15 protein-coding genes are annotated in these 18060 nt (G+C 72.0%); 11 read left to right on the forward strand and 4 right to left on the reverse strand.

Annotated features, from left to right (window positions below; translation table 11 throughout):
* Positions 1-54 precede the first annotated feature (54 nt).
* Entirely contained in the window at positions 55-549 is a 495-nt protein-coding gene (locus ACSHV8_RS19515; RefSeq protein WP_436535084.1) for a flavin reductase family protein, read from the forward strand.
* On the opposite strand, the gene ACSHV8_RS19520 is transcribed toward ACSHV8_RS19515, so the two are convergent.
* Both ACSHV8_RS19520 and ACSHV8_RS19525 read right to left on the reverse strand, forming a co-directional pair.
* Positions 546-1913: a class I adenylate-forming enzyme family protein gene (locus ACSHV8_RS19520; protein ID WP_436535086.1), complete on the reverse strand. Its 1368-nt coding sequence runs from the start codon at positions 1911-1913 to the stop codon at positions 546-548. The genes ACSHV8_RS19515 and ACSHV8_RS19520 overlap by 4 nt on opposite strands.
* A 2-nt stretch (positions 1914-1915) precedes the next feature.
* Complete coding sequence (locus ACSHV8_RS19525; RefSeq protein ID WP_436535088.1) at positions 1916-3433, reverse strand: NAD(P)-binding domain-containing protein; 1518 nt, start codon at positions 3431-3433, stop codon at positions 1916-1918.
* A 63-nt stretch (positions 3434-3496) separates the two neighbouring features.
* On the opposite strand from ACSHV8_RS19525, the gene ACSHV8_RS19530 reads away from it, so the two are divergent.
* Entirely contained in the window at positions 3497-4996 is a 1500-nt protein-coding gene (locus tag ACSHV8_RS19530; protein WP_436535090.1) for an aromatic amino acid ammonia-lyase, read from the forward strand.
* Positions 4997-5154: 158 nt separating this feature from the next.
* On the opposite strand, the gene ACSHV8_RS19535 is transcribed toward ACSHV8_RS19530, so the two are convergent.
* Positions 5155-6591, reverse strand: a complete 1437-nt coding sequence (locus ACSHV8_RS19535; RefSeq protein WP_436535092.1) for a hypothetical protein — start codon at positions 6589-6591, stop codon at positions 5155-5157.
* Positions 6592-6626: 35 nt separating this feature from the next.
* Between ACSHV8_RS19535 and ACSHV8_RS19540 the strand changes: the two genes are divergently transcribed.
* The 7 genes from ACSHV8_RS19540 (at position 6627) to ACSHV8_RS19570 (ending at position 14819) form a co-directional block, all read left to right on the forward strand.
* Positions 6627-7625: an FAD-dependent monooxygenase gene (locus tag ACSHV8_RS19540; RefSeq protein WP_436536828.1), complete on the forward strand. Its 999-nt coding sequence runs from the start codon at positions 6627-6629 to the stop codon at positions 7623-7625.
* Between the two features lie 47 nt (positions 7626-7672).
* Positions 7673-9226, forward strand: a complete 1554-nt coding sequence (locus tag ACSHV8_RS19545; protein WP_436535094.1) for an NAD(P)-binding domain-containing protein — start codon at positions 7673-7675, stop codon at positions 9224-9226.
* 1 nt (position 9227) lies between these two features.
* The gene (locus tag ACSHV8_RS19550) at positions 9228-10220 is read left to right on the forward strand and encodes an alpha-hydroxy acid oxidase (RefSeq protein WP_436535096.1); all 993 of its coding nucleotides are present in this window, start codon (positions 9228-9230) and stop codon (positions 10218-10220) included.
* Positions 10217-11473: a cytochrome P450 gene (locus ACSHV8_RS19555; protein ID WP_436535098.1), complete on the forward strand. Its 1257-nt coding sequence runs from the start codon at positions 10217-10219 to the stop codon at positions 11471-11473. The genes ACSHV8_RS19550 and ACSHV8_RS19555 overlap by 4 nt, the downstream gene beginning before the upstream one ends.
* On the forward strand, positions 11470-12735 hold the full coding sequence (locus tag ACSHV8_RS19560; RefSeq protein ID WP_436535100.1) for a cation:proton antiporter: 1266 nt from the start codon (positions 11470-11472) through the stop codon (positions 12733-12735). Before ACSHV8_RS19555 ends, ACSHV8_RS19560 begins: the two co-directional genes overlap by 4 nt.
* Positions 12736-12846: 111 nt before the next feature.
* The gene (locus tag ACSHV8_RS19565; RefSeq protein WP_436535102.1) at positions 12847-13503 is read left to right on the forward strand and encodes a response regulator transcription factor; all 657 of its coding nucleotides are present in this window, start codon (positions 12847-12849) and stop codon (positions 13501-13503) included.
* On the forward strand, positions 13500-14819 hold the full coding sequence (locus ACSHV8_RS19570) for a sensor histidine kinase (protein WP_436535104.1): 1320 nt from the start codon (positions 13500-13502) through the stop codon (positions 14817-14819). Before ACSHV8_RS19565 ends, ACSHV8_RS19570 begins: the two co-directional genes overlap by 4 nt.
* On the opposite strand, the gene ACSHV8_RS19575 is transcribed toward ACSHV8_RS19570, so the two are convergent.
* Positions 14758-15357 (reverse strand): TetR/AcrR family transcriptional regulator, encoded by a 600-nt coding sequence (locus tag ACSHV8_RS19575; RefSeq protein WP_436535106.1) that lies wholly within the window; start codon positions 15355-15357, stop codon positions 14758-14760. The genes ACSHV8_RS19570 and ACSHV8_RS19575 overlap by 62 nt on opposite strands.
* A 70-nt stretch (positions 15358-15427) precedes the next feature.
* Between ACSHV8_RS19575 and ACSHV8_RS19580 the strand changes: the two genes are divergently transcribed.
* Together ACSHV8_RS19580 and ACSHV8_RS19585 are read left to right on the forward strand one after the other, a co-directional pair.
* Positions 15428-16837 carry a DHA2 family efflux MFS transporter permease subunit gene (locus ACSHV8_RS19580; RefSeq protein ID WP_436535108.1) on the forward strand — a complete coding sequence of 470 codons (1410 nt, stop codon included), beginning with the start codon at positions 15428-15430 and terminating at the stop codon, positions 16835-16837.
* Positions 16838-16847: 10 nt separating this feature from the next.
* Positions 16848-18050, forward strand: coding sequence for a low temperature requirement protein A (locus tag ACSHV8_RS19585; protein WP_436535110.1), 1203 nt, complete (start codon positions 16848-16850; stop codon positions 18048-18050).
* Positions 18051-18060: the final 10 nt, after the last annotated feature.

The raw sequence follows: 18060 nt of genomic DNA on the forward strand, positions 1-18060 counted from the left end.
CCATCCTGCCGCACGGTTTGACATGAAGTGGACTTGAGGTTTTAGCGTTCGCCCGTGGATCTGGGAACACGGCAGGACGTCGGCGACCGCATGAAAGGCGCATTCCGCCGATATCCCACCGGAGTGGCGGTGATCACCGCCACCGGCCCGGACGGTCCGGTCGGTCTGACCGCCTCCAGCGTCGCGTCGGTCGCGGTCGACCCGCCGGCCCTGTCGTTCTCGGTCCTGGGCACCTACTCGGCGCGGACCCTGCTGGCCGCGCCGAGCTTCGTCGTCCACCTGCTGGGCACCCGGCACGCCGCGCTGGCCCACCAGTTCGCGCACTCCGGCGGCGACCGTTTCACCCCGGACCAGGGCTGGACGATCCTGCCGACCGGCGAGCCGATCCTGGCCGACGCGGTCGCCGCGCTGCGCAGCGAGCCCCTGCACCTCGTACCCGTGGGTGATTCGACCCTGGTCATCGCCCAGGTCGTCGAGGTCTTCCACGGCCCCGAGGACCGCCCGTTGATCCACCACTCCCGCCGGTTCACCAGCACCGAGCAGGGCTAGCCGACGGCGAGGGCGGCCTTGTCGGGTTTGCCGCTCGGAGCCAGCGGGACGCGATCGATGACGGTCACCGACCGGGGGACCGAATAAGGGCCGAGGCGGGACTCGACGAGGGCGCGCAGCGTCGCGGGGTCCGGGATGCGGTCGGTGACCGGGACGACGTACGCGTGAATCGCCTCTCCCGTCTCGTCGTCGGGACGCCCGACGACGTAGGCCTCGGCGACCGTGGGATCGCTCGCGAGCGCGCGTTCGATCGGGCCGGCATAGACCAGCGTCGCCTGCACGATGATCACGTCCCGGGCCCGGCCGAGCAGGCGCAGGCAGCCGTCGTCGCCGAGCGTGGCCAGGTCGCGGGTGCGGACCCAGCCGTCGGTGAAGACGCGCGCCGACTCCTCCGGGTCGCCCCAGTACGAGCTCGCCTGGGCCGGGGTGCGCACGTACAGCTCGCCGTCGGTGAATCGCAGCGAGGTGACCGACGGCGGCCGTCCGACCGAGTCCGGCGGGTCGTCCGGGGTGGCCATCGCGATCATGCCGGTCTCGGTCTGGCCGTAGCCGTGGAAGACGACCGGCCCGAGCACGTCCAGGGCCTCCCGCAGGCGGCCCGGCTCCAGCGGCGAGCCGGAGACCATCAGCGCCTTCAGGCTGCTCAGGTCCACCGGGTTCGTCCGCTGGGCGCGAACCAGCTGATGCAGTTTGCCGACCGTGATCACGCTCGCGGTGGCGCGGTGCTCGACGATCGCGCCCGGGAAGGCCGGCGGATGCGCGGCGACCAGCGTCCCGCCCGCGGCCAGCGTGAGGATGCCGTACTCGAGCATGACCTGGCTGTTCAGTGAGCCGAAGACGAGGTAGCGGTCGAGTCGCCGGGCCAGTTCGGCGATCGCCGGCGGCCAGCGGTCCGGGTGCGGCGCCCAGGCCGCGGACATCGCCGCGTACGTCTGGGCGCAGCCCTTGGGGTCGCCGGTGCTCCCGCTGGTGTAGATGATCCGCGCGACGTCGCCGGCCCGACCGGCCGCCCGCAGGGACCTACCGGGGAAGTCGGCGAGCGACCGCACGTCGTCGTCCTCGAGAAGCACCGCGTCGTCCCGTTCCAGCAGGTAGGACAATTGTCCCGGAGCGAGCCCGGACGGGATCCCGGAGACCCGCGCCCCGACCGCGAACGCCGCGATCGTCGTCGCGAACGCCCGCGCGTTCACGCCGAGCCGCAGCGCCACCCCGCGCCCCGGCCCGAGCCCGTGGTGCCGCAGCCCGGCCGCGATCCGCCGCACCAGCGTGGACATCCCGGCGGCGGTGACCACCCGGCCGCCCTCCTCGAAGACCGGCCGGTCGCCGTCGTCGGCGAGCAGGTCGAGTACCGGATCCGGCCACATCGTCAGAGAACGCCCTTGATGAACCGGGCCAGGGGTTCCTGGTGCACCGGCGGGATGTTCCAGTGGTTCTCCAGGTTCTCGGCCAGGTGGTGCTCGGCGACCACCACCCCGTCGCGGCGCACCCGGACGACCGGGTGCAGGTAGCTGGCCTCGTGCGCGGTCGTGGCGTCGTTCTCGGCGATCCGCGGGACGGTGATGTCGAACGGGTCGATCTGGTCGTGGCCGGGCCCGTACTCCAGGGTGACCACGAACGCGAGCGGCTCCGGCCCGAGGTAGGCGACCGGCACCTCCTCGTAGTAGCGGGCCGCGCCGTCCCCGACCGTGACCACGTCGGCCAGCACGCCGAACTGCTGCCACAGCGCTGACGACACGTTGATGCGGGCGACGATGGCGTCGGTGATCGCCTCCGGGGTCACCTCGACCGGCACCGACGGCCACGGGGTGTCATGGTGACGGCTCCGGAGGATCCGGTGCAGGGCGCGGACGCCGTACCGGAAGCCGTGGATGAATCCGTTGGTGGACTTCTTGAAATCACGCTGCTGCGACAGGGTCCCGGCGAAGTAGAGGCCGGGCACGTTGACCGACTCGAACGCCGGGGTCAGCGCCGGGAACCGGTCGTTGATCGCCAGCTCCGGCCGGGCCGACTCGTCGAAGACAGAGGCGTCGAACCGGAACCCGGTGGCCAGGATGATCCGGTCGTAGTCGATCTCGCGCAGGCGCTCGCTGGTCCGGGCGTAGCGGAAGACGATCCGGAAACCGCCGTCCTCGCGCGCGGTGATCCGCTCGACCGTGCCGTCCAGCACCGCGTTCTGCGACTTCAGCTGGTACGTGTCGAGGAAGTTGTTGTTCACCGCCCGCAGGTGTCCGACGTAGTGGGTCTGCCAGGCCAGCCGCACCGAGTGCGGACCGGCCACGTGGATCACCGCGGCCGTTTCCACCAGCGCGTCCGCGGTCTCGAAGGCCGAGTTCCCCTTGCCGATGATCAGCACCCGCTGATTGACGAAGTCCTCCGGGTCGACGCTCACCGTGTCGTAACGTTCGCACAGCTCGGCGCCCTCGATCGGCGGCACGTAGAGCTGCGAGACCCCGGTGGCCACGACCACCCGCCGCGCGCTGAACGTCTCCGCCGCGGTGGCGACCGTGAAGATACCCTCGGCCTGCGACACCCGCTCGACCGTCCGGCCGTAGCGGACGTTCAGGCCGGCGGCGAAGTCGGCCAGGTACCGCACGAGGTCGTCGGCGGCCGGGAAATACTTGCGGCTGTAGTTCTTGAACAGCAGCGCCGGATCGTCGGTGAGCAGCGAGTTCCAGTCCGCCCGCAGGTTGAACTCGGGGTCGTCCGAACCGGTCCAGACCTTGTTGATGGAGATCAGCGTGCGGTGCCGGGGATAGCGGGTGAAGAACGTTCCCGGCGCGTCACCGGCCTCCAGGACGACGTAGTCATGACCGTCGCGCTCCAGCAGCGCGGCGAGCTGCAGGCCGGCCGGCCCGGCGCCGATGATGAGGTAGTCGTGCGTCATGCCGCGGAAGTTACCGGCGCGATTTCAGAGGGTTCTGAGAAGTCCTCACTAGCGTCCCGGTTCATGACGATCGAGGTGGATCTGGCGGCCCCGCTGCGCATCGCCGACCTGCGGGCCGCCCGCGCACCGATCACCGTACTGGCCGGTCCGCCGGTCCGCGAACGGGTCACGGCCGGGCGGGTCTTCCTGGCCAAGGTGCTCGGCGACGACCGCGCGGTCTACGGCGCCACCACCGGATTCGGCGCCCTGGTCGGCTACGCCGGCCGCGCCGACCAGCGCGACCAGGCCGACAACACCCTGGCCCACCTCGGCGCCGGCCAGGGCCCGGACATCGACCCCGACCTGGCCCGGGCCACCATGCTGATCCGCGCACACTCGCTCGCCCGCGGCGCCTCGGGCGTGTCCCCGCACGTCGTCGACGCCCTCGCCGCCGCGCTGGGCACCACGTTCGCCCCGGCGATGCCGCGCCTGGGCTCGGTCGGCGCCAGCGGCGACCTCATCCCGCTGGGCGCCGCGGCGCAGGCTTTGCGCGGGCGAGGAGACGCTTATGCGTACGGGGTGAGAATGCCCGCCGCCGAAGCCCTCACCCGATGCGGCCTGGAGCCGCTGCCCCTGGACGGCCGGGACGCGCTCGCCCTGGTCAACGGCACCTCGCTGACCACCGCGGCGACCGCGCTGGCCCTGGACCGAGTCCGCACCTCCCACCGGGTCATCCAGCTGCTGTCGTGCGTGCTGGCCGACCTGCTGGGCTGCGATCCGCAGTTCCTCGACCAGGGGCTTCTCGACCTCTACGGCCACCCGGGGGCCCGGGACGTGGCCGCCGCGATGCGCGGCTTCCTGTCCGGCGCGACCCCGTCCGGGACGCGGCCGCTGCAGGAGCCGTACTCCATCCGCTGCACGCCGCAGCTGCTCGGCGCGGCCGAGGACGCGCTGCGCTACGCCGACGGCGTGGTCACGGCCGACCTGAGCGGGGTCAGCGACAACCCGCTGTTCTTCCCGGGCGCCGACCAGGTCGTCCACGGAGGAAACTTCTTCGGTCAACCGGCCGCCTTCGCCGCCGACATGCTCACCATGGTCCTGGCCCAGCTCGGCAACCTGGCCGAACGCCAGCTGGACCTGCTCGTCGACCCGGTCCGCAACGGCGGCCTCCCGCCGATGCTGGCGGCCGGCCCCGGGCAGCAGCACGGGCTGCAGGGCGTCCAGCTCGCCTCGACCGCCCTGATCGCCGAGATCCGCCGCGACGCGATGCCGGCCAGCATCCAGAGCCTGCCCACCAACCTGCACAACCAGGACGTCATCCCGCTGGGCACCCAGTCGGCGCTGCGCGCCCTGGACCAGTCCCGCCTGCTCAGCCTGATCACCGGCTCGCTGGCCCTGGGCCTGCGCCAGGCCGTGCACGTCGGCGCCCGCACCCCGACCGCCCCGGCCTGCGCCGCCCTGCTCACCGCCCTGTCCGATGCCATCCCCCCGATCGACCCGGACCGCCCCCTGGACGCCGACGTCCGCCGAGCCGCCGAGATCGTCGAGTCCTGGTCCACCCCGGGCACCGACCCGGCAGCGTGAGCCCGGCCCGGCACCGCACACCGAGGGTCACGGGCCGACGGCTCAGTCCTCGTCCGTCTCGTCGTCGTGCTCCGAAGCATCCAGGAGTGGCTTAATCACCCGCGGATCACCGGGACGGCCGAGCGCAGTGGCGGCGGTCCAGCTCGTGGCTGCCGGGGTCAGCTGCCGAGGCGTGGGGTGACGCGGCGGACGGCCACCGGGGTGCCCGGTCCGCCGCCCGGGCGGGACCGGTACTCGGGGACGCCGACGCAGGTGAACAGCAGGATCGCCAGGTCGTCCGGTTCGCCCAGCAGGGCCGGGACCTCCGAGTCCAGGAACGTCATGCCGGAGGCGCCGGCGCCCAGGGCGTACGCGGCCAGGTGCAGGCGGCCCTCGACCAGCCCGGCGGCCAGCTGGGCGTCGCGGTAGCTCCGGTCGTCGAGGCCGGACAGGGGTGTGGCCGCGATGACCACGTAGGCCGCGTCGGCGGCCAGGGCCTGGTCCAGGCAGACCCGCAGCAGCTCGTCGCGCAGTTCGGCCGCCCGCAGCGGTTTCTCCAGGTCGGGCCAGCGGTAGATCCCGGGCGGGACCTCGTCGACGCCGTGCACGGCGACCCAGTGCGGCACCGGGATCCCGCGCAGGGCCGCCGCCACCGGCCAGCGCAGCTGCTCGGCGGTCAGCGTCCGGGAGCGGTCCATCCGCCGCTGCGAGCCCCGGCGGCGGATGACCTCGTCCAGCGAGTCCGACGGCGGGGTCGCGTCCAGCGCCGGCGCGTCCGGCCAGGGCTCCCCCAGGGTGTCCCGGTCGCCGGCGCGCTGGGCCGCGGTGCCGAGCGGGAACTCCACTTCGGGCAGCTCACCCGGCACGGCCGGGCCGGACGGTTCGATCGCCGGTGCGCCGTCGCCGAGCGACAGCAGCGCGAGGGGGTACTCGTGCACCCCGTCGGCACCGACCAGGTCCCGCACGGCCGCGTCGGGGAACAGTGAGCGCAGCCGCGGCCGGAGACCGGCACTGTTCGCGGCGGCCGAGAGCTGGGCCAGGACGGTGCCGGCGTCCCAGTACAGATGCCGCCAGCCGCGTTCGGCGTAGCGCCACCCGGTCCGCCACGGGACCCCGGTCACGATCAGGGTGGTCACGTCGCCGCCGGCGGCCGGGGCGACCCGGACCAGGGCGTGCCGCACCGCGTCGTACCAGTAGACGGCGTCCGGGACCCCGGCCACGCCGACCGCGCTGGCGTAGACCTCAAGGGGGAACCGGGCCCCGGCCGAGCCGGCCGCCCGGTACAGGATCGTGCGCCCGTCGCGCTTGCCGGTCCGGACCACGCCGGCGCCCAGGAACAGCACCCGGCCCAGCTGGGCGGCGTCCAACGGCCGGGCCGGCCCGGTAACCCCGGCGAGCACCGCCGCGGCGCTCAATCCCGGATCGGGCAGCTCGCCCGGCAGGGCCAGGGCTTCCAGGTCGTCCGGGTAGGCCTTCATCTGCGGTGGCACCGTCGCCGAGTCGTTCGGGGTCAGGTCGTGGCGCACCCGGGGGTCGTCGGCGGGGACGTCCCACTCCCGGTCCGGCACGTACGACGTGAGCCGGTGCAGCAGCCCGGCGCCCTCCTCAAGATTCACGCCCACCACTCTGCCAGCCCGTGCACCACAATGGGGTGATGTCGGTGGTGATCGTGGGCGGGGGCGTCGCGGGCGCGGCGACGGCGTTGGCACTGCAGCGGGCCGGGATCGCGGCCGAGATCTTCGAGGCGCACCCGTCCGGCGGGGAGGACGCGGGTGCGTTCCTGACCGTGATGGCCAACGGGATGGGCGCGCTCGGCGAGATCGGCGCGGCCGAGGCGGTGGCGGCGGTCTCCGGCCCGGCGCGGGCGGTGTCGCTCTGGGACGCGCAGGGCCAACACCTGGGACGACGCCCCATCGAGGGGGCGGCGCGGTCGGTGACGCGGGCCGCGCTCTACCGGGCGTTGCAGGAGCTCGCCGTGTCCCGCGGGATCCCGGTGCATCATGGTCGGCGGATGACCGGGGCCACGGCCGGTGACGGCGGGGTCGAGGTGACGTTCGAGGACGGCGGGACCGTCGCCGGGGGTCTGCTGGTCGGCGCGGACGGAATCCATTCGCGGACTCGGCGGCTCATCGACCCGCAGGCGCCGCAGCCACGGAACTCCGGGCAGCACGTCGTCTACGGTTACGCACCGGGCAACCCGGCCGGCGTCGACCCGGACGAGTACCACATGATCCGTGGCAGCCGGGCGTTCTTCGGCTTCACGGTTCCCGCCGGCGACGACCGCACCTGGTGGTTCGCCCGGATGAGTGGTGGTCGCCGGCCCGTTGCGGATCTGTTCCGTGACGATCCCACTCCCGCCGCGGCGATCGTCGCCGCGACTGTGGACGTCGTGGGCGGCGACTCCTACGACATCCCGACCACACCGCACTGGCACAACGATCGGATGGTCCTGGTCGGCGACGCCGCCCACGCCGCCACCCCGGCCGCGGCGCAGGGCGCGTCGATGGCCTTGGAGGACGCGGTCGCCCTGGCCGCAGCCCTGTGCGACCACGCCGATCCGGCAACCGCCTTCGCCGCCTACGAGACCGGCCGCCGGGCCCAGACAGAAGAGACCGTCGCGGCCAGCGCACGGTTGATAGACGGTCGCTGACATCCGTTCTGAAATATCACTGATTTCTGGTTCGTACCGTCGGCGGCATGCCGCTTGATTACCTGATCGTCGGGGCCGGCCCGGCCGGCCTGCAGCTCGCCGCCCTGCTGGAAGCCGACGGCAGGCGCGACTACCTGGTGCTGGAGGGCGCGAGCCGTCCCGGCGCCTTCTTCGAGCGGTATCCGCGCCACCGCACCCTGATCTCCATCAACAAGCCGCACACCGGCACCACCGATCCCGAGCTGAATCTGCGGCTGGACTGGAATTCGCTGCTCAGCGACGATCCGGAGCTGTTGTTCACCCGCTACACCGAGCGCTATTTCCCGCACGCCGACGTCATGCTCACCTATCTGAGCGACTTCGCCCGCGGCCTGCGGGTCCGTTACGACACCCGGGTGACGCGGATTCACCGGAACGGCGATCTGTTCCAGGTCGACGCCGGTGACCAGACTTTCACGGCCCGGCGGCTGATCGTGGCGACCGGTGTCTCGAAGACCTATCGGCCCGACATTCCCGGGTTCGAGCTGGCCGAGGGCTACGACGAGATGTCGGTCGACCCGCGCGATTTCCTGGACCAGCGGGTGCTGATCATCGGCAAGGGGAACTCGGCGTTCGAGACCGCGGACAACCTGATGGAGACGACCTCGGTCATTCATGTGGCCGGGCCGAGTTCGGTGCATCTGGCCTGGCGGACGCATTACGTGGGCCATCTGCGCGCGGTCAACAACAACTTCCTCGACACGTACCAGTTGAAGTCGGCCAATGCGATCCTCGACGGCACGGTGAAGAGCATCGAGCGCGACGGTGACGGTTTCCGGGTCGCCTTCGGTTTCTCCCGGGCGAACGAGGTCGTCAAGGAGCTGTATTACGACCGGGTCCTGGCCTGCACCGGCTTCCGTTTCGACGCGTCCGTCTTCGACGATTCCTGCCGACCGGAGCTGACCGTGCGGGATCGTTTCCCGGCGCAGACCGAGGCCTGGGAGTCGACCAACGTGCCCGGCCTGTATTTCGCCGGGACGATCAGTCAGGTCCGGGATTTCAAGAAATCCACCAACGGCTTCATCCACGGCTTCCGGTACGCCGTGCGCGCTCTGCACAAAATTCTTGAGCGTACGTACGCGGGAGTCCCGTGGCCGGCCGACAAGCTGGACGCCACCCCGGAGGCCGTGACCGACGCGATCATCGCCCGGGTGAACCGGACGTCCGCGCTCTGGCAGCAGTTCAGTGTCCTGGCCGACGTGGTGACCGTCGCCGCCGGTGACGCCCGCTACCACGACGAGGTGCCGGTCGACTGGTTCGCCACGCACGGCCTGGCCACGGCCGAGCACGACTACCGGCACGCGTTCGTGGTCACTCTGGAGTACGGCCCGGAGCACGACCAGGTCGACCCGTTCGACGTGACGGTCAGCCGGATCGCGCAGGACGTTCCCGGTCAGGCTCACGACGCCGCCTACCTGCACCCGGTCGTCCGCCATTACCGCGACGGCACGGCCGTGGCCACGCACCATCTGGCCGAGAACCTGGAGAACCGGTGGGACCGGCCGAGCGTCCACGTCGAACCGTTGCGGGAGTTCGTCGCGCGCAGTCTGACCGAGGCGTGACATGAACCCGGTCCATGCCGACTACTTCGCCGGTGGCGCCGGCGAGGAGCGCACGTTGCGGGGCAACCTCGCCGCGTTCGATCGGCTGCGGATCGTCCCCCGGGTGCTGCGCGCGACCGGTGACCGGGACCTGCGCACCACCCTGTTCGGCACCGAGCTGGCCACCCCGATCCTGGTCGCGCCGACCGCGTTCCACCTGTTGGCCCACCCGGGCGGTGAGGCGGCGACCGCGCTGGGGGCGGCCGCCGCCGGCACCGTCATGGTGGTCAGCATGGCGGCCAACCAGCCGGTCGAGGTGATCGCCGGGGCCGGTGGCCCGCTGTGGTTCCAGCTGTACCCGCAGCCGGACCTCGGGTTCACCGCGGCGGTGGTCGAGCGCGCCGAGGCGGCCGGGTGCCGGGCCCTGGTGGTGACCGTGGACTCCCCCGTCCACGGCCACCGCGAACGCGACGTCCGCAACGGCTTCACCGACCTACCCACCGGCCTGACCTGCGAGAACATGCGCGACGACACCGGCCGGGTGCGGGACGTCGTGATGGACACAACGCTCGGCTGGGACGTGGTGGCGCGGCTGCGGGCCATGACCGGGCTGCCGATCCTGCTCAAGGGCGTGCTGCACCCGGCCGACGCCCGGCTCGCCGTGGATCACGGCGTCGACGGCCTGATCGTCTCCAACCACGGCGGCCGGCAGCTGGACGGTGCCATCGCCACGATCGACGCCCTGCCCGCCGTGGCCGAAGCGGTCGGGGGACGGATCCCGGTACTGATCGACGGCGGAATCCGACGCGCCACCGACGTGCTGATCGCCCTGGCCCTGGGCGCCGACGCGGTCCTGCTCGGCCGCCCGATCCTGCACGCCCTCGCCACCGGCGGCCCCGAGGCCGTCCGCGACCACCTGCGCAAGCTGACCGCCGACCTGGACCACGTCATGGCCCTGGCCGGCGCCGGACACCCCACCGACCTGACCCCCGACCTCGTGGCGGTGGCCGGATGAGCGCCGTGATCCGGCTCCGCGAGTGGATCTTCCAGCGGGTCAACGGCGCCGAGGGCATCCCGATCCCGGGTCCGCTGGTCGGCGCCGAGCACTTCGAGAAGGTCTACAGCGATCCGGCCGCGGACGGGCGCAGTCGCGGCGCCGGGCTGTCCGACCTGTTCTGGTACTGGCTGGCGCCCGGCCCGCAGATGCACCAGGAGCACCTCGAACCCGGTGATCGTTATCAGACGGTCGCGCGAACCACGCGCAGGGTTCTGGCCGTGCCGCACCCGCGCTCGGACGAGCTGGCGACCGCCGCAACCCGGCGCGTCCTGGACGAGCTTCCGGCCGGGCGGACCTCCCTCGTCCGGCTGCGGGACCTGATGATGCCGGTCTGGGCCGAGGTCTTCCACGAGCTCGTCTTCGGCGAACAATGCCCTCCTGAGGTGCGCAAACTCATAGTCGCCAACGCGGACGACGTCGTCACCGCGCTGAAGGGGCTGAGCCTGCGCCACATGCGCCGCCGCGACCGGCTGACCCGCCACCTGCTCGCCCGCGTCGAGGCCGGAACGTGCCCGGTGGTCCTGCCCGAACCGTTCACGGCGATGGAAACCACCTGGTACCTGCAGGGCGCGTTCTTCAACACGGCCGTCGTGCAGATGTCCGAGGCGATGGCCCACGTCCTGCTGTGCGCCGCCGGCTACGAGACAGACCTATCGGACGACTCGCTCGACCGGCTCATCGACGAGACGCTGCGGGTGCATCCGCTCTTCGGCATCGCCCACCGGATCACCTCGGCGCCGATCACCGCCGGCGACGTCACGCTGCCCACCGGCTCGGTGCTCCTCTTCAACTACTTGGCGTTCCAGCGCACCGGCCCGGCCGCCGACGACACCTTCGACCCGGATCGCTGGAAGACCCTCACACGAAAAGAGGCCAATTTCGTCCCGTACGGCATAACCGCCAACCGTGCGTGCCCGGCCCGCGGCGCCGCCCCGGTGATGCTGCGCGCCGCCACCCGTGAGGTGCTGCGCCGCTTCACCGTCGCCTCGTCGGTCGCGCACACCCGTTCGCTGCCCGGTCGCGGCCCCGCCTACCTGACCCCTATCGGTCACCCGGGTCCGAGTCAGGGCCGGCTGATCGCGCTGCGCCGCGCCGATCGGCTCGCCGACGCCGGCCGCTCGGTCAAGCAGCTGGTCCTCGGCACCTGGATGGTGCTCGACGCCCGGCGCCAGAAGCTCTGCACCACCTATTTCGAGGAGGCCTGCCCGTGACCCCCACCGAGCTCGCGCCGCGGTTCTTCATCGCGGTCGCGGTCATCCTGCTGTTCTGCCGCCTCGTCTCCTGGCTGCTGGGCAAGGCCGGCCAGCCACCGGTGGTGAGCGAGATGCTGGCCGGGGTGCTGCTCGGGCCGTCCCTGCTCGGCCTGCTGTTCCCGCAGGTGCAGGCGGCGTTGTTCCCGGCCCCGCTGCTGCCGGTGCTCTACGTGGTCGGTCAGGTCGGCCTGGTGCTGTTCATGTTCCAGGCCGGGTACGCGTTCAAGTCGCACCGGGTCACCAACCTGGCCGGCACCGCGGGTGCGGTCTCGCTGGCCGGGGTGACCGTGCCGCTGCTGCTCGGCGTGCTGCTGGTCCTGGTGACCGCTGACGCCGTGCCGATCCGGCCGGACGGCGTGTCGATCGGGGTGTCGGCCGCGTTCGTCGGGGTGGCCCTGGCCATCACCGCGTTCCCGATGCTGGCCCGGATCATCACCGAGCGCGGTCACGCCGGCACCCGGCACGGCTCGCTCGCGCTGGCCAGCGGCGCGATCGACGACATGGTCGCCTGGATCATGCTGGCGGTGGTGCTGGCGTTCGCGTCCGGGAAGGCCGGCCCGGCGTTCGTCACCGCCGGCGGCGCGGTCGTCTTCGGGCTGGTGCTGTGGCTGGGCGGGGGCCGGGTGACCGGGGCGCTGATGCGCGCCGGCCGTCTCGACGACCGGGGCCGGCTGCTCGGCACGGTGGCGCTGCTGTTCCTGGTCGCCTGGTACACCGACGAGATCGGGCTCTACGCGGTTTTCGGCGCGTTCGCGGTCGGCGTGGTCATGCCCCGCTCGGAGCGCTCCGATCAGGTGGTCGAGACGCTGACGCCGGTCGCGTCCGCGGTGTTCCTGCCGTTGTTCTTCACGTTCTCCGGTCTGCGGACCGAGTTCGGCCTGCTCGGCGATCCGCGGGTGCTGCTGTTCGCGGCGGCCTGCGTGACCGTCGCCATCGCCGGGAAGTTCGGGGCGTGCTGGGCCGCCGCCCGGTTGCGGGGCGAACCGAGCGGGGTCGCGCTGCGGGTCGGCGCCCTGATGAACGCGCGGGGCCTGATGCAGCTGATCGCGCTGAACGTGGGCCTGGAGGCCGGGATCGTGAACTCGTCGCTGTTCACCGTGCTGGTGCTGGTCGCGCTGGTCACGACGTTGATGACGACACCGCTGTTGTCCTGGCTGGAGTATCGGGAGGCTCGGCGGGCGCCGGCCGCGGCGGAGCCGGCAGCGGTTCCGGTGGCCTGAGGGCGGTGCTCACGACGTACCTTAAGAAGGATCTTGTCTGGTCCTAAGAATTTCGTTGAAAAAACAAACTTTTTCTCCCGGAACGTCCGTCCATATGAGATCTTCGATGTCATGCGCCGGCTGCTTGTGGTCGAGGACGACTCGGATCTGCGCGAGATGGTCACCGAGACGCTGGTCGACGAGGGTTACCACGTCGACCAGGCTCCGGACGGCCAGCGCGGACTGCACCTGGGCCTGACCCGGCCCTACGACGTGCTGGTGATCGACCGGCGGTTACCCGCGCTCGACGGCCTGGATCTGATCACCCGGCTGCGGGCGCGGGCGGTGGCCGCGCGAGCATTGATGCTGACCGCGCTCGGCACGGTCGACGACCGGATCGCCGGTCTCGACGCCGGCGCCGACGACTACCTGGTCAAACCGTTCGACCTGGACGAGTTGAGCGCCCGGATCCGCGCCCTGTGCCGGCGCACCTCGGACGCCACCGACGTGCTGCGTCTCGGGGACGGGTTCCTGGACTTGGGGGTACGGGACGTCGTGCTCCCCGACAGCACCCGCGTCGCCCTGTCGGCCCGCGAGTTCGAGCTGCTGCGCGTGCTCGCGGCCCGCCCGCGCGCGGTGCACTCACGGGCGGTGCTGCGCAGCAAGGTCTTCGACGAGGCCGCGGCCGCGTCGATCGTGGACACGTACGTCTACTACCTGCGCCGCAAGCTCGGCCGCGCCGTCGTCCAGACCGTGCACGGGCTCGGCTACCGGCTGGGCACGCTGTGAGCCAGGCGATCGAACTGCGGGCCGTGCGCCGCGCCCGGTGGCGGATCGGGCTGCTCGTCGGGCTGGCCATCGGGGTGCTGCTGGCCATGGCCGGCGCCATCGCGTACGAGGTCCTGAGCCACAGCCAGGAGGAACAGATCGGCCGGGAGCTGGACTACGGCCTGCAGAACGGCGTGATCGCCGGCCCGCCGGCCTGCAGCTGGGTCTTCTTCTACGCGGCCGACGGCACCCTGACCCACGGTGACCGGGCCGCCCCGACCGGCCTGGCGCTGCGCGGTGACGTCGACGCGGTGATCGCCACCGGGGTCACCCAGAACCGGCGGATCGACCGGGACGACACCGAGTACTGGATCCGCACCCAGGCCCGCGGTGACGTCGTCGTCCAGGCCGTGTTCGACGCCCGCTTCCAGCTCGCCGACCGCCGGCACCTGCTCACCGCGTTCCTGCTGGCCGCCGCGGCCGGGCTGTTCGCGGCCGTGCTGACCGCGATGATGGTGGGCCATCGAGCGGTGGCGCCGCTGGCCGAGGCGCTCGGGCGGCAGCGCCGGTTCGTGGCCGACGCCAGCCACGAGCTGCGGACGCCGATCGCCCAGGTGCACACCCGGGCGCAGCTGCTGGCCCGCCGGGCCGGGCCGGACGGCGTCGACCGGCGCGACCTCGACCGCCTGGTCAGCACGACCCGGCGGCTCGGGGAGATCGTGGACGAGCTGCTGCTGTCGGCGCGGCTGGCCGCCGATCCGGGCAACCTGCCGCCGGGACAGATGGTGGATCTCGCACGGCTCGCCACCGACGAGACCGAGCGGGCGCTGAACCCGTCGACCTCGGTGATGCTCGACACGCCACCCGGGCCGGTGCTGGTCAACGGGGTGGAGTCCGCGCTGCGGCGGATGGTCAGTGAGCTCCTGACCAACGCACTGAACCACACTCGCGGTGGCCAGGTCACGGTTACCGTGCGGGCTGCGGCGGGCCAGGCCGTACTGGTCGTGGCCGACACCGGCGTGGGGTTCGAACCGGCCGACGCCGAGCGGATCTTCGACCGGTTCCACCGCGGGGCGGGAGCCGGCGACCGCCGGTTCGGGCTCGGGCTGGCCCTGCTGCGTGAGGTGGTGACCGGGCACGGCGGCACGATCGTCGCCGACGGTCACCCGGGCGCCGGAGCCGCGTTCACGGTCCGTCTGCCCCTGGCCGCCCGGCCGCCGGCCGGCTCGCCGCTGCCGACCGACCCGCGCCTGGTCTCGATTCTGCGACTCGCGGTCAGCCGGCGCGGCCTCGGTATCCGAGCAGTGGCAGCCACAGCACGTCGACGATCTCGATGATCGTCTCGTCCGGGATCTCGCGCATCGTCATCAGCAGCTCGTTACGGAACAGGTCGAACGGCATGTTCACCATCCGCGGCGGGCGCGGCCGGTCGGGCAGCTCACCGCGCTCGACCGCCCGGGCGATCATCTGCTCGAAGGCGTTGGGCAGGCCGGCCGGGCGCAGCGCGTCGCGCAGCTGGGCGAAGCTGCTCCCGGTCTCCCGGATGTAGTCCATGATCTGGACGCTGAGCATGGCCACCATCCGGGTCCGGGCGGTGCTGGCGCTGCGCAGGAACGTGATCACGTCGTCGCGCAGGTTGCCCGTGTCCGGCACCGGGATGGGCTGCGACCACCAGTGCCGGCGGAGCACCGCGAGCAGCATGTCCTCGCGCTGCGGCCAGCGGCGGTAGAGCACGGGACGGCTGGTCTCGGCGCGGGCGGCGACCGCCTCGTACGTGAAATTGGGGTAGCCCTGTTCGATCAACACCGCCCAGGCGGCCGACAGAATCGCGTCCTCGAGTTCGCTGCCGCGCCGGCGGGTGCCCTTAAGACTCACTTGCGTATCTTATCGCCGCGTCGTACCGTGGCCAAAGTTAGATACAACCGCGTACCTTAAGGCGGCCCCGGTGTCCGAAGAACGCATCGACCCGACAGCCCTGCGCACCGCGATCGCGGTGCTCGCCGGCGGCATCACCGTCATCCTCGACTCGACGATCGTCAGCGTCGCGCTGCACGAACTGGCGACCGACCTGCACGCCGACGTCGCCACCATCCAGTGGGTGAGCACGGCCTACCTGCTGGCCCTGGGCGTGATCATCCCGGTCGTCGGCTGGCTGCAGAGCCGGCTGGGCGCCAAGCGGCTGTGGATCGCCGCGCTCACCGTCTTCCTGCTCGGCTCGGTGCTCTGCTCGTTCGCGGGGAGCGCCGGCACCCTGATCGGTTTCCGCGTGGTCCAGGGCCTGGGCGGCGGCGCGATGATGCCGCTGATGACCACGATGGTCATGCAGTCGGTGCGCGGCAAGGACATCGGGCGGCTGATGTCGGTGGTCGCGCTGCCGGCCGCGCTCGGCCCGATCCTCGGCCCGGTGATCGGCGGCCTGATCCTCGGTGCCGGCTCGTGGCGCTGGCTGTTCCTGGTCAACGTGCCGCTCTGCCTGATCGGCCTGGTCCTGGCCGTGCGGCTGATCCCGGCGGACGAGCCCGGGCGCCGCGTCCGCCTCGACGTGGTCGGCCTGGCGCTGCTCTCCCCCGCGCTGGTCGCGCTGCTCTACGGCCTGTCCAAGGTGTCGGCCGAGCACGGCTTCGGCAGTGCCGTGGTGCTCGTCCCGATGATCGCCGGGGCGGTGCTGCTGGTTGCGTTCGTGCTGTGGGCGCTGCGCGGGCGCGGGGACGCGCTGGTCGACCTGGAGGTGCTGCGCTCCCGCCCGACCTGGGCCGCGACCGTGCTGATGTTCCTCTCCGGCGCCGCCCTGTACGGCGCGATGGTCCTGCTCCCCCTCTACTGGCAGGAGGTCCGGGGCGAGGATGCGCTCGGCGCCGGTCTGCTGCTGATCCCGCAGGGCGTCGGTTCGTTGCTCAGCCGTACCGTAGCCAGTCGTTTGATGGAAAAGGTCGGCGGCCGTGGCGTGGCTCTGCTCGGTTTCGTCCTGACCGGCCTGGCCACCGTCCCGTTCGGGTTCGTCGGCACCGACACCGAGACGTGGCCGCTGCTGGTCGCGCTCTTCGTCCGCGGTCTCGGGCTGGGCATGGTCTTCATCCCGCTGCTGACCGTCGCGTTCGTCGGCCTGGACCGGGAGAAGGTGCCGCACGCCAGCATCGTGGTCCGGATCGGACAGCAGGTCGGCGGCTCGGTCGGGGTCGCCCTGCTGACCGTCATCCTGGCCACCTCGGCCCAGCGCACCGGCTCGCTGACCGGCGCGTTCGACGCCGCGTTCTGGTGGTCGATCGGCTTCACCGGACTCGCCGTCCTGGTCTCGTTCCTGCTCCCCGGAAAGGCACCCGCCCCGGCCCTCACACCGGTGCCCGCGAACGGATAGATTTCCGGCCATGTCAACCACGGCCGCCGAGGAACGGCACGCCACCTGGCTGGAGCTCTTCTTCGACCTGGTGATCGTGGCCGCCGTCGCCCAGCTCGCCCACCTGCTGCACACCGGACCGGACGCCCGGCTGCTGATGATCTTCGCGGTCCTCTACTACGCGATGTGGAGCGTCTGGACCGGCTTCACCCTGTACGCCAACGTCGCGGCCACGCGGACCCGCCTGCTCACCATGCTGGCCGCGATGTTCGGCATCGCGGTGATGGCCGCGTCCGTCCCGCAGCTGGCCGAGCACGACCGGCCGCAGCCGTTCATCATCGCGTACGTCGCCTGCCGCATGCTCGCCATCGCCTCCTGGAAACGGGAGAACGAGGTGATGACCGAATGGCCCGGCGTGCACCAGGCGCTCGGCCTGATCCCGTGGGTGGCCTCGCTCGGCTTCGACGCCCCGGCCCGCTACTGGCTGTGGGCGCTCGGCATCGTCTTCGACGTCGGGTTCTCGCTGCTGGGGTCCCGCTCGCCGGAGCGGCTGCTGGCCGCCGAACGCCGCGACTTCGAGCGCGACCAGCGCCGTTGGACGACGCGACTGGTCCGCCGGTTCGCGCCGTGGCACGAGGCCGACACCCTGCCCCAGGCCGCCGCGGCCGACCGCCCGCACCTGGGCGAACGGCTCGGACTCTTCGTGATCATCGTGCTCGGGGAGGCGGTGGCCCAGCTGGTCAACGCGGCCGCCGGGGTGGAGCAATGGTCGTACCAAATGTGGCTCCTGGGGTTGATCGGTTTCGGTCTTCTCGTCGCTCTCTGGTGGCTGACGCTGCAGTACGGCTCGGCCGCCGTGCCGCTCTCCGGGTCGCTGTCGCGGGCGCTGCGGCTGACCATGCCCACGCACTACCTGACCACCGCCGCGATCGTGGCGATCGCCGCCGGGCTCGGCGGCCTGGCCGGCGAACCGGAGCACGCCGGCACCGGGATCCGCTGGGTGATGTGCGGCGGCGCGGCCGTGTACTTCCTGGTCGCAGGCCCGCTCGGCTACCACGGCGCGGCCCGCGGCTGGACCCTCGGCTGGGCCCTGCCGGCCGCCGCCGGCGCCGTCCTGCTCGGAGCCCTCGGCGGCCGTCTCCCGGCGTGGGTGCTGGTCGGCGGCCTGCTGATCCTGGCGCTGTGGCAGGTCGGCTACCGCCGGCTTGCCCGGATCCCCGTCGAGGCGGCCTGACCTGCCGATA

This window comes from Actinoplanes sp. HUAS TT8 (assembly GCF_051380535.1).
In the GTDB taxonomy this organism is placed as follows: Bacteria; Actinomycetota; Actinomycetes; order Mycobacteriales; family Micromonosporaceae; genus Actinoplanes.

Bases quoted from the DNA above. Each gene is read 5' to 3' on its own strand.
- ACSHV8_RS19585 (WP_436535110.1), top strand. From the start codon at position 16,848: ATGTCAACCACGGCCGCCGAGGAACGGCACGCCACCTGGCTGGAGCTC.
- ACSHV8_RS19550 (WP_436535096.1), top strand. From the start codon at position 9,228: ATGAACCCGGTCCATGCCGACTACTTCGCCGGTGGCGCCGGCGAGGAG.
- ACSHV8_RS19525 (WP_436535088.1), bottom strand. From the start codon at position 3,433: ATGACGCACGACTACCTCATCATCGGCGCCGGGCCGGCCGGCCTGCAG.
- ACSHV8_RS19555 (WP_436535098.1), top strand. From the start codon at position 10,217: ATGAGCGCCGTGATCCGGCTCCGCGAGTGGATCTTCCAGCGGGTCAAC.
- ACSHV8_RS19520 (WP_436535086.1), bottom strand. From the start codon at position 1,913: ATGTGGCCGGATCCGGTACTCGACCTGCTCGCCGACGACGGCGACCGG.
- ACSHV8_RS19545 (WP_436535094.1), top strand. From the start codon at position 7,673: ATGCCGCTTGATTACCTGATCGTCGGGGCCGGCCCGGCCGGCCTGCAG.
- ACSHV8_RS19565 (WP_436535102.1), top strand. From the start codon at position 12,847: ATGCGCCGGCTGCTTGTGGTCGAGGACGACTCGGATCTGCGCGAGATG.
- ACSHV8_RS19530 (WP_436535090.1), top strand. From the start codon at position 3,497: ATGACGATCGAGGTGGATCTGGCGGCCCCGCTGCGCATCGCCGACCTG.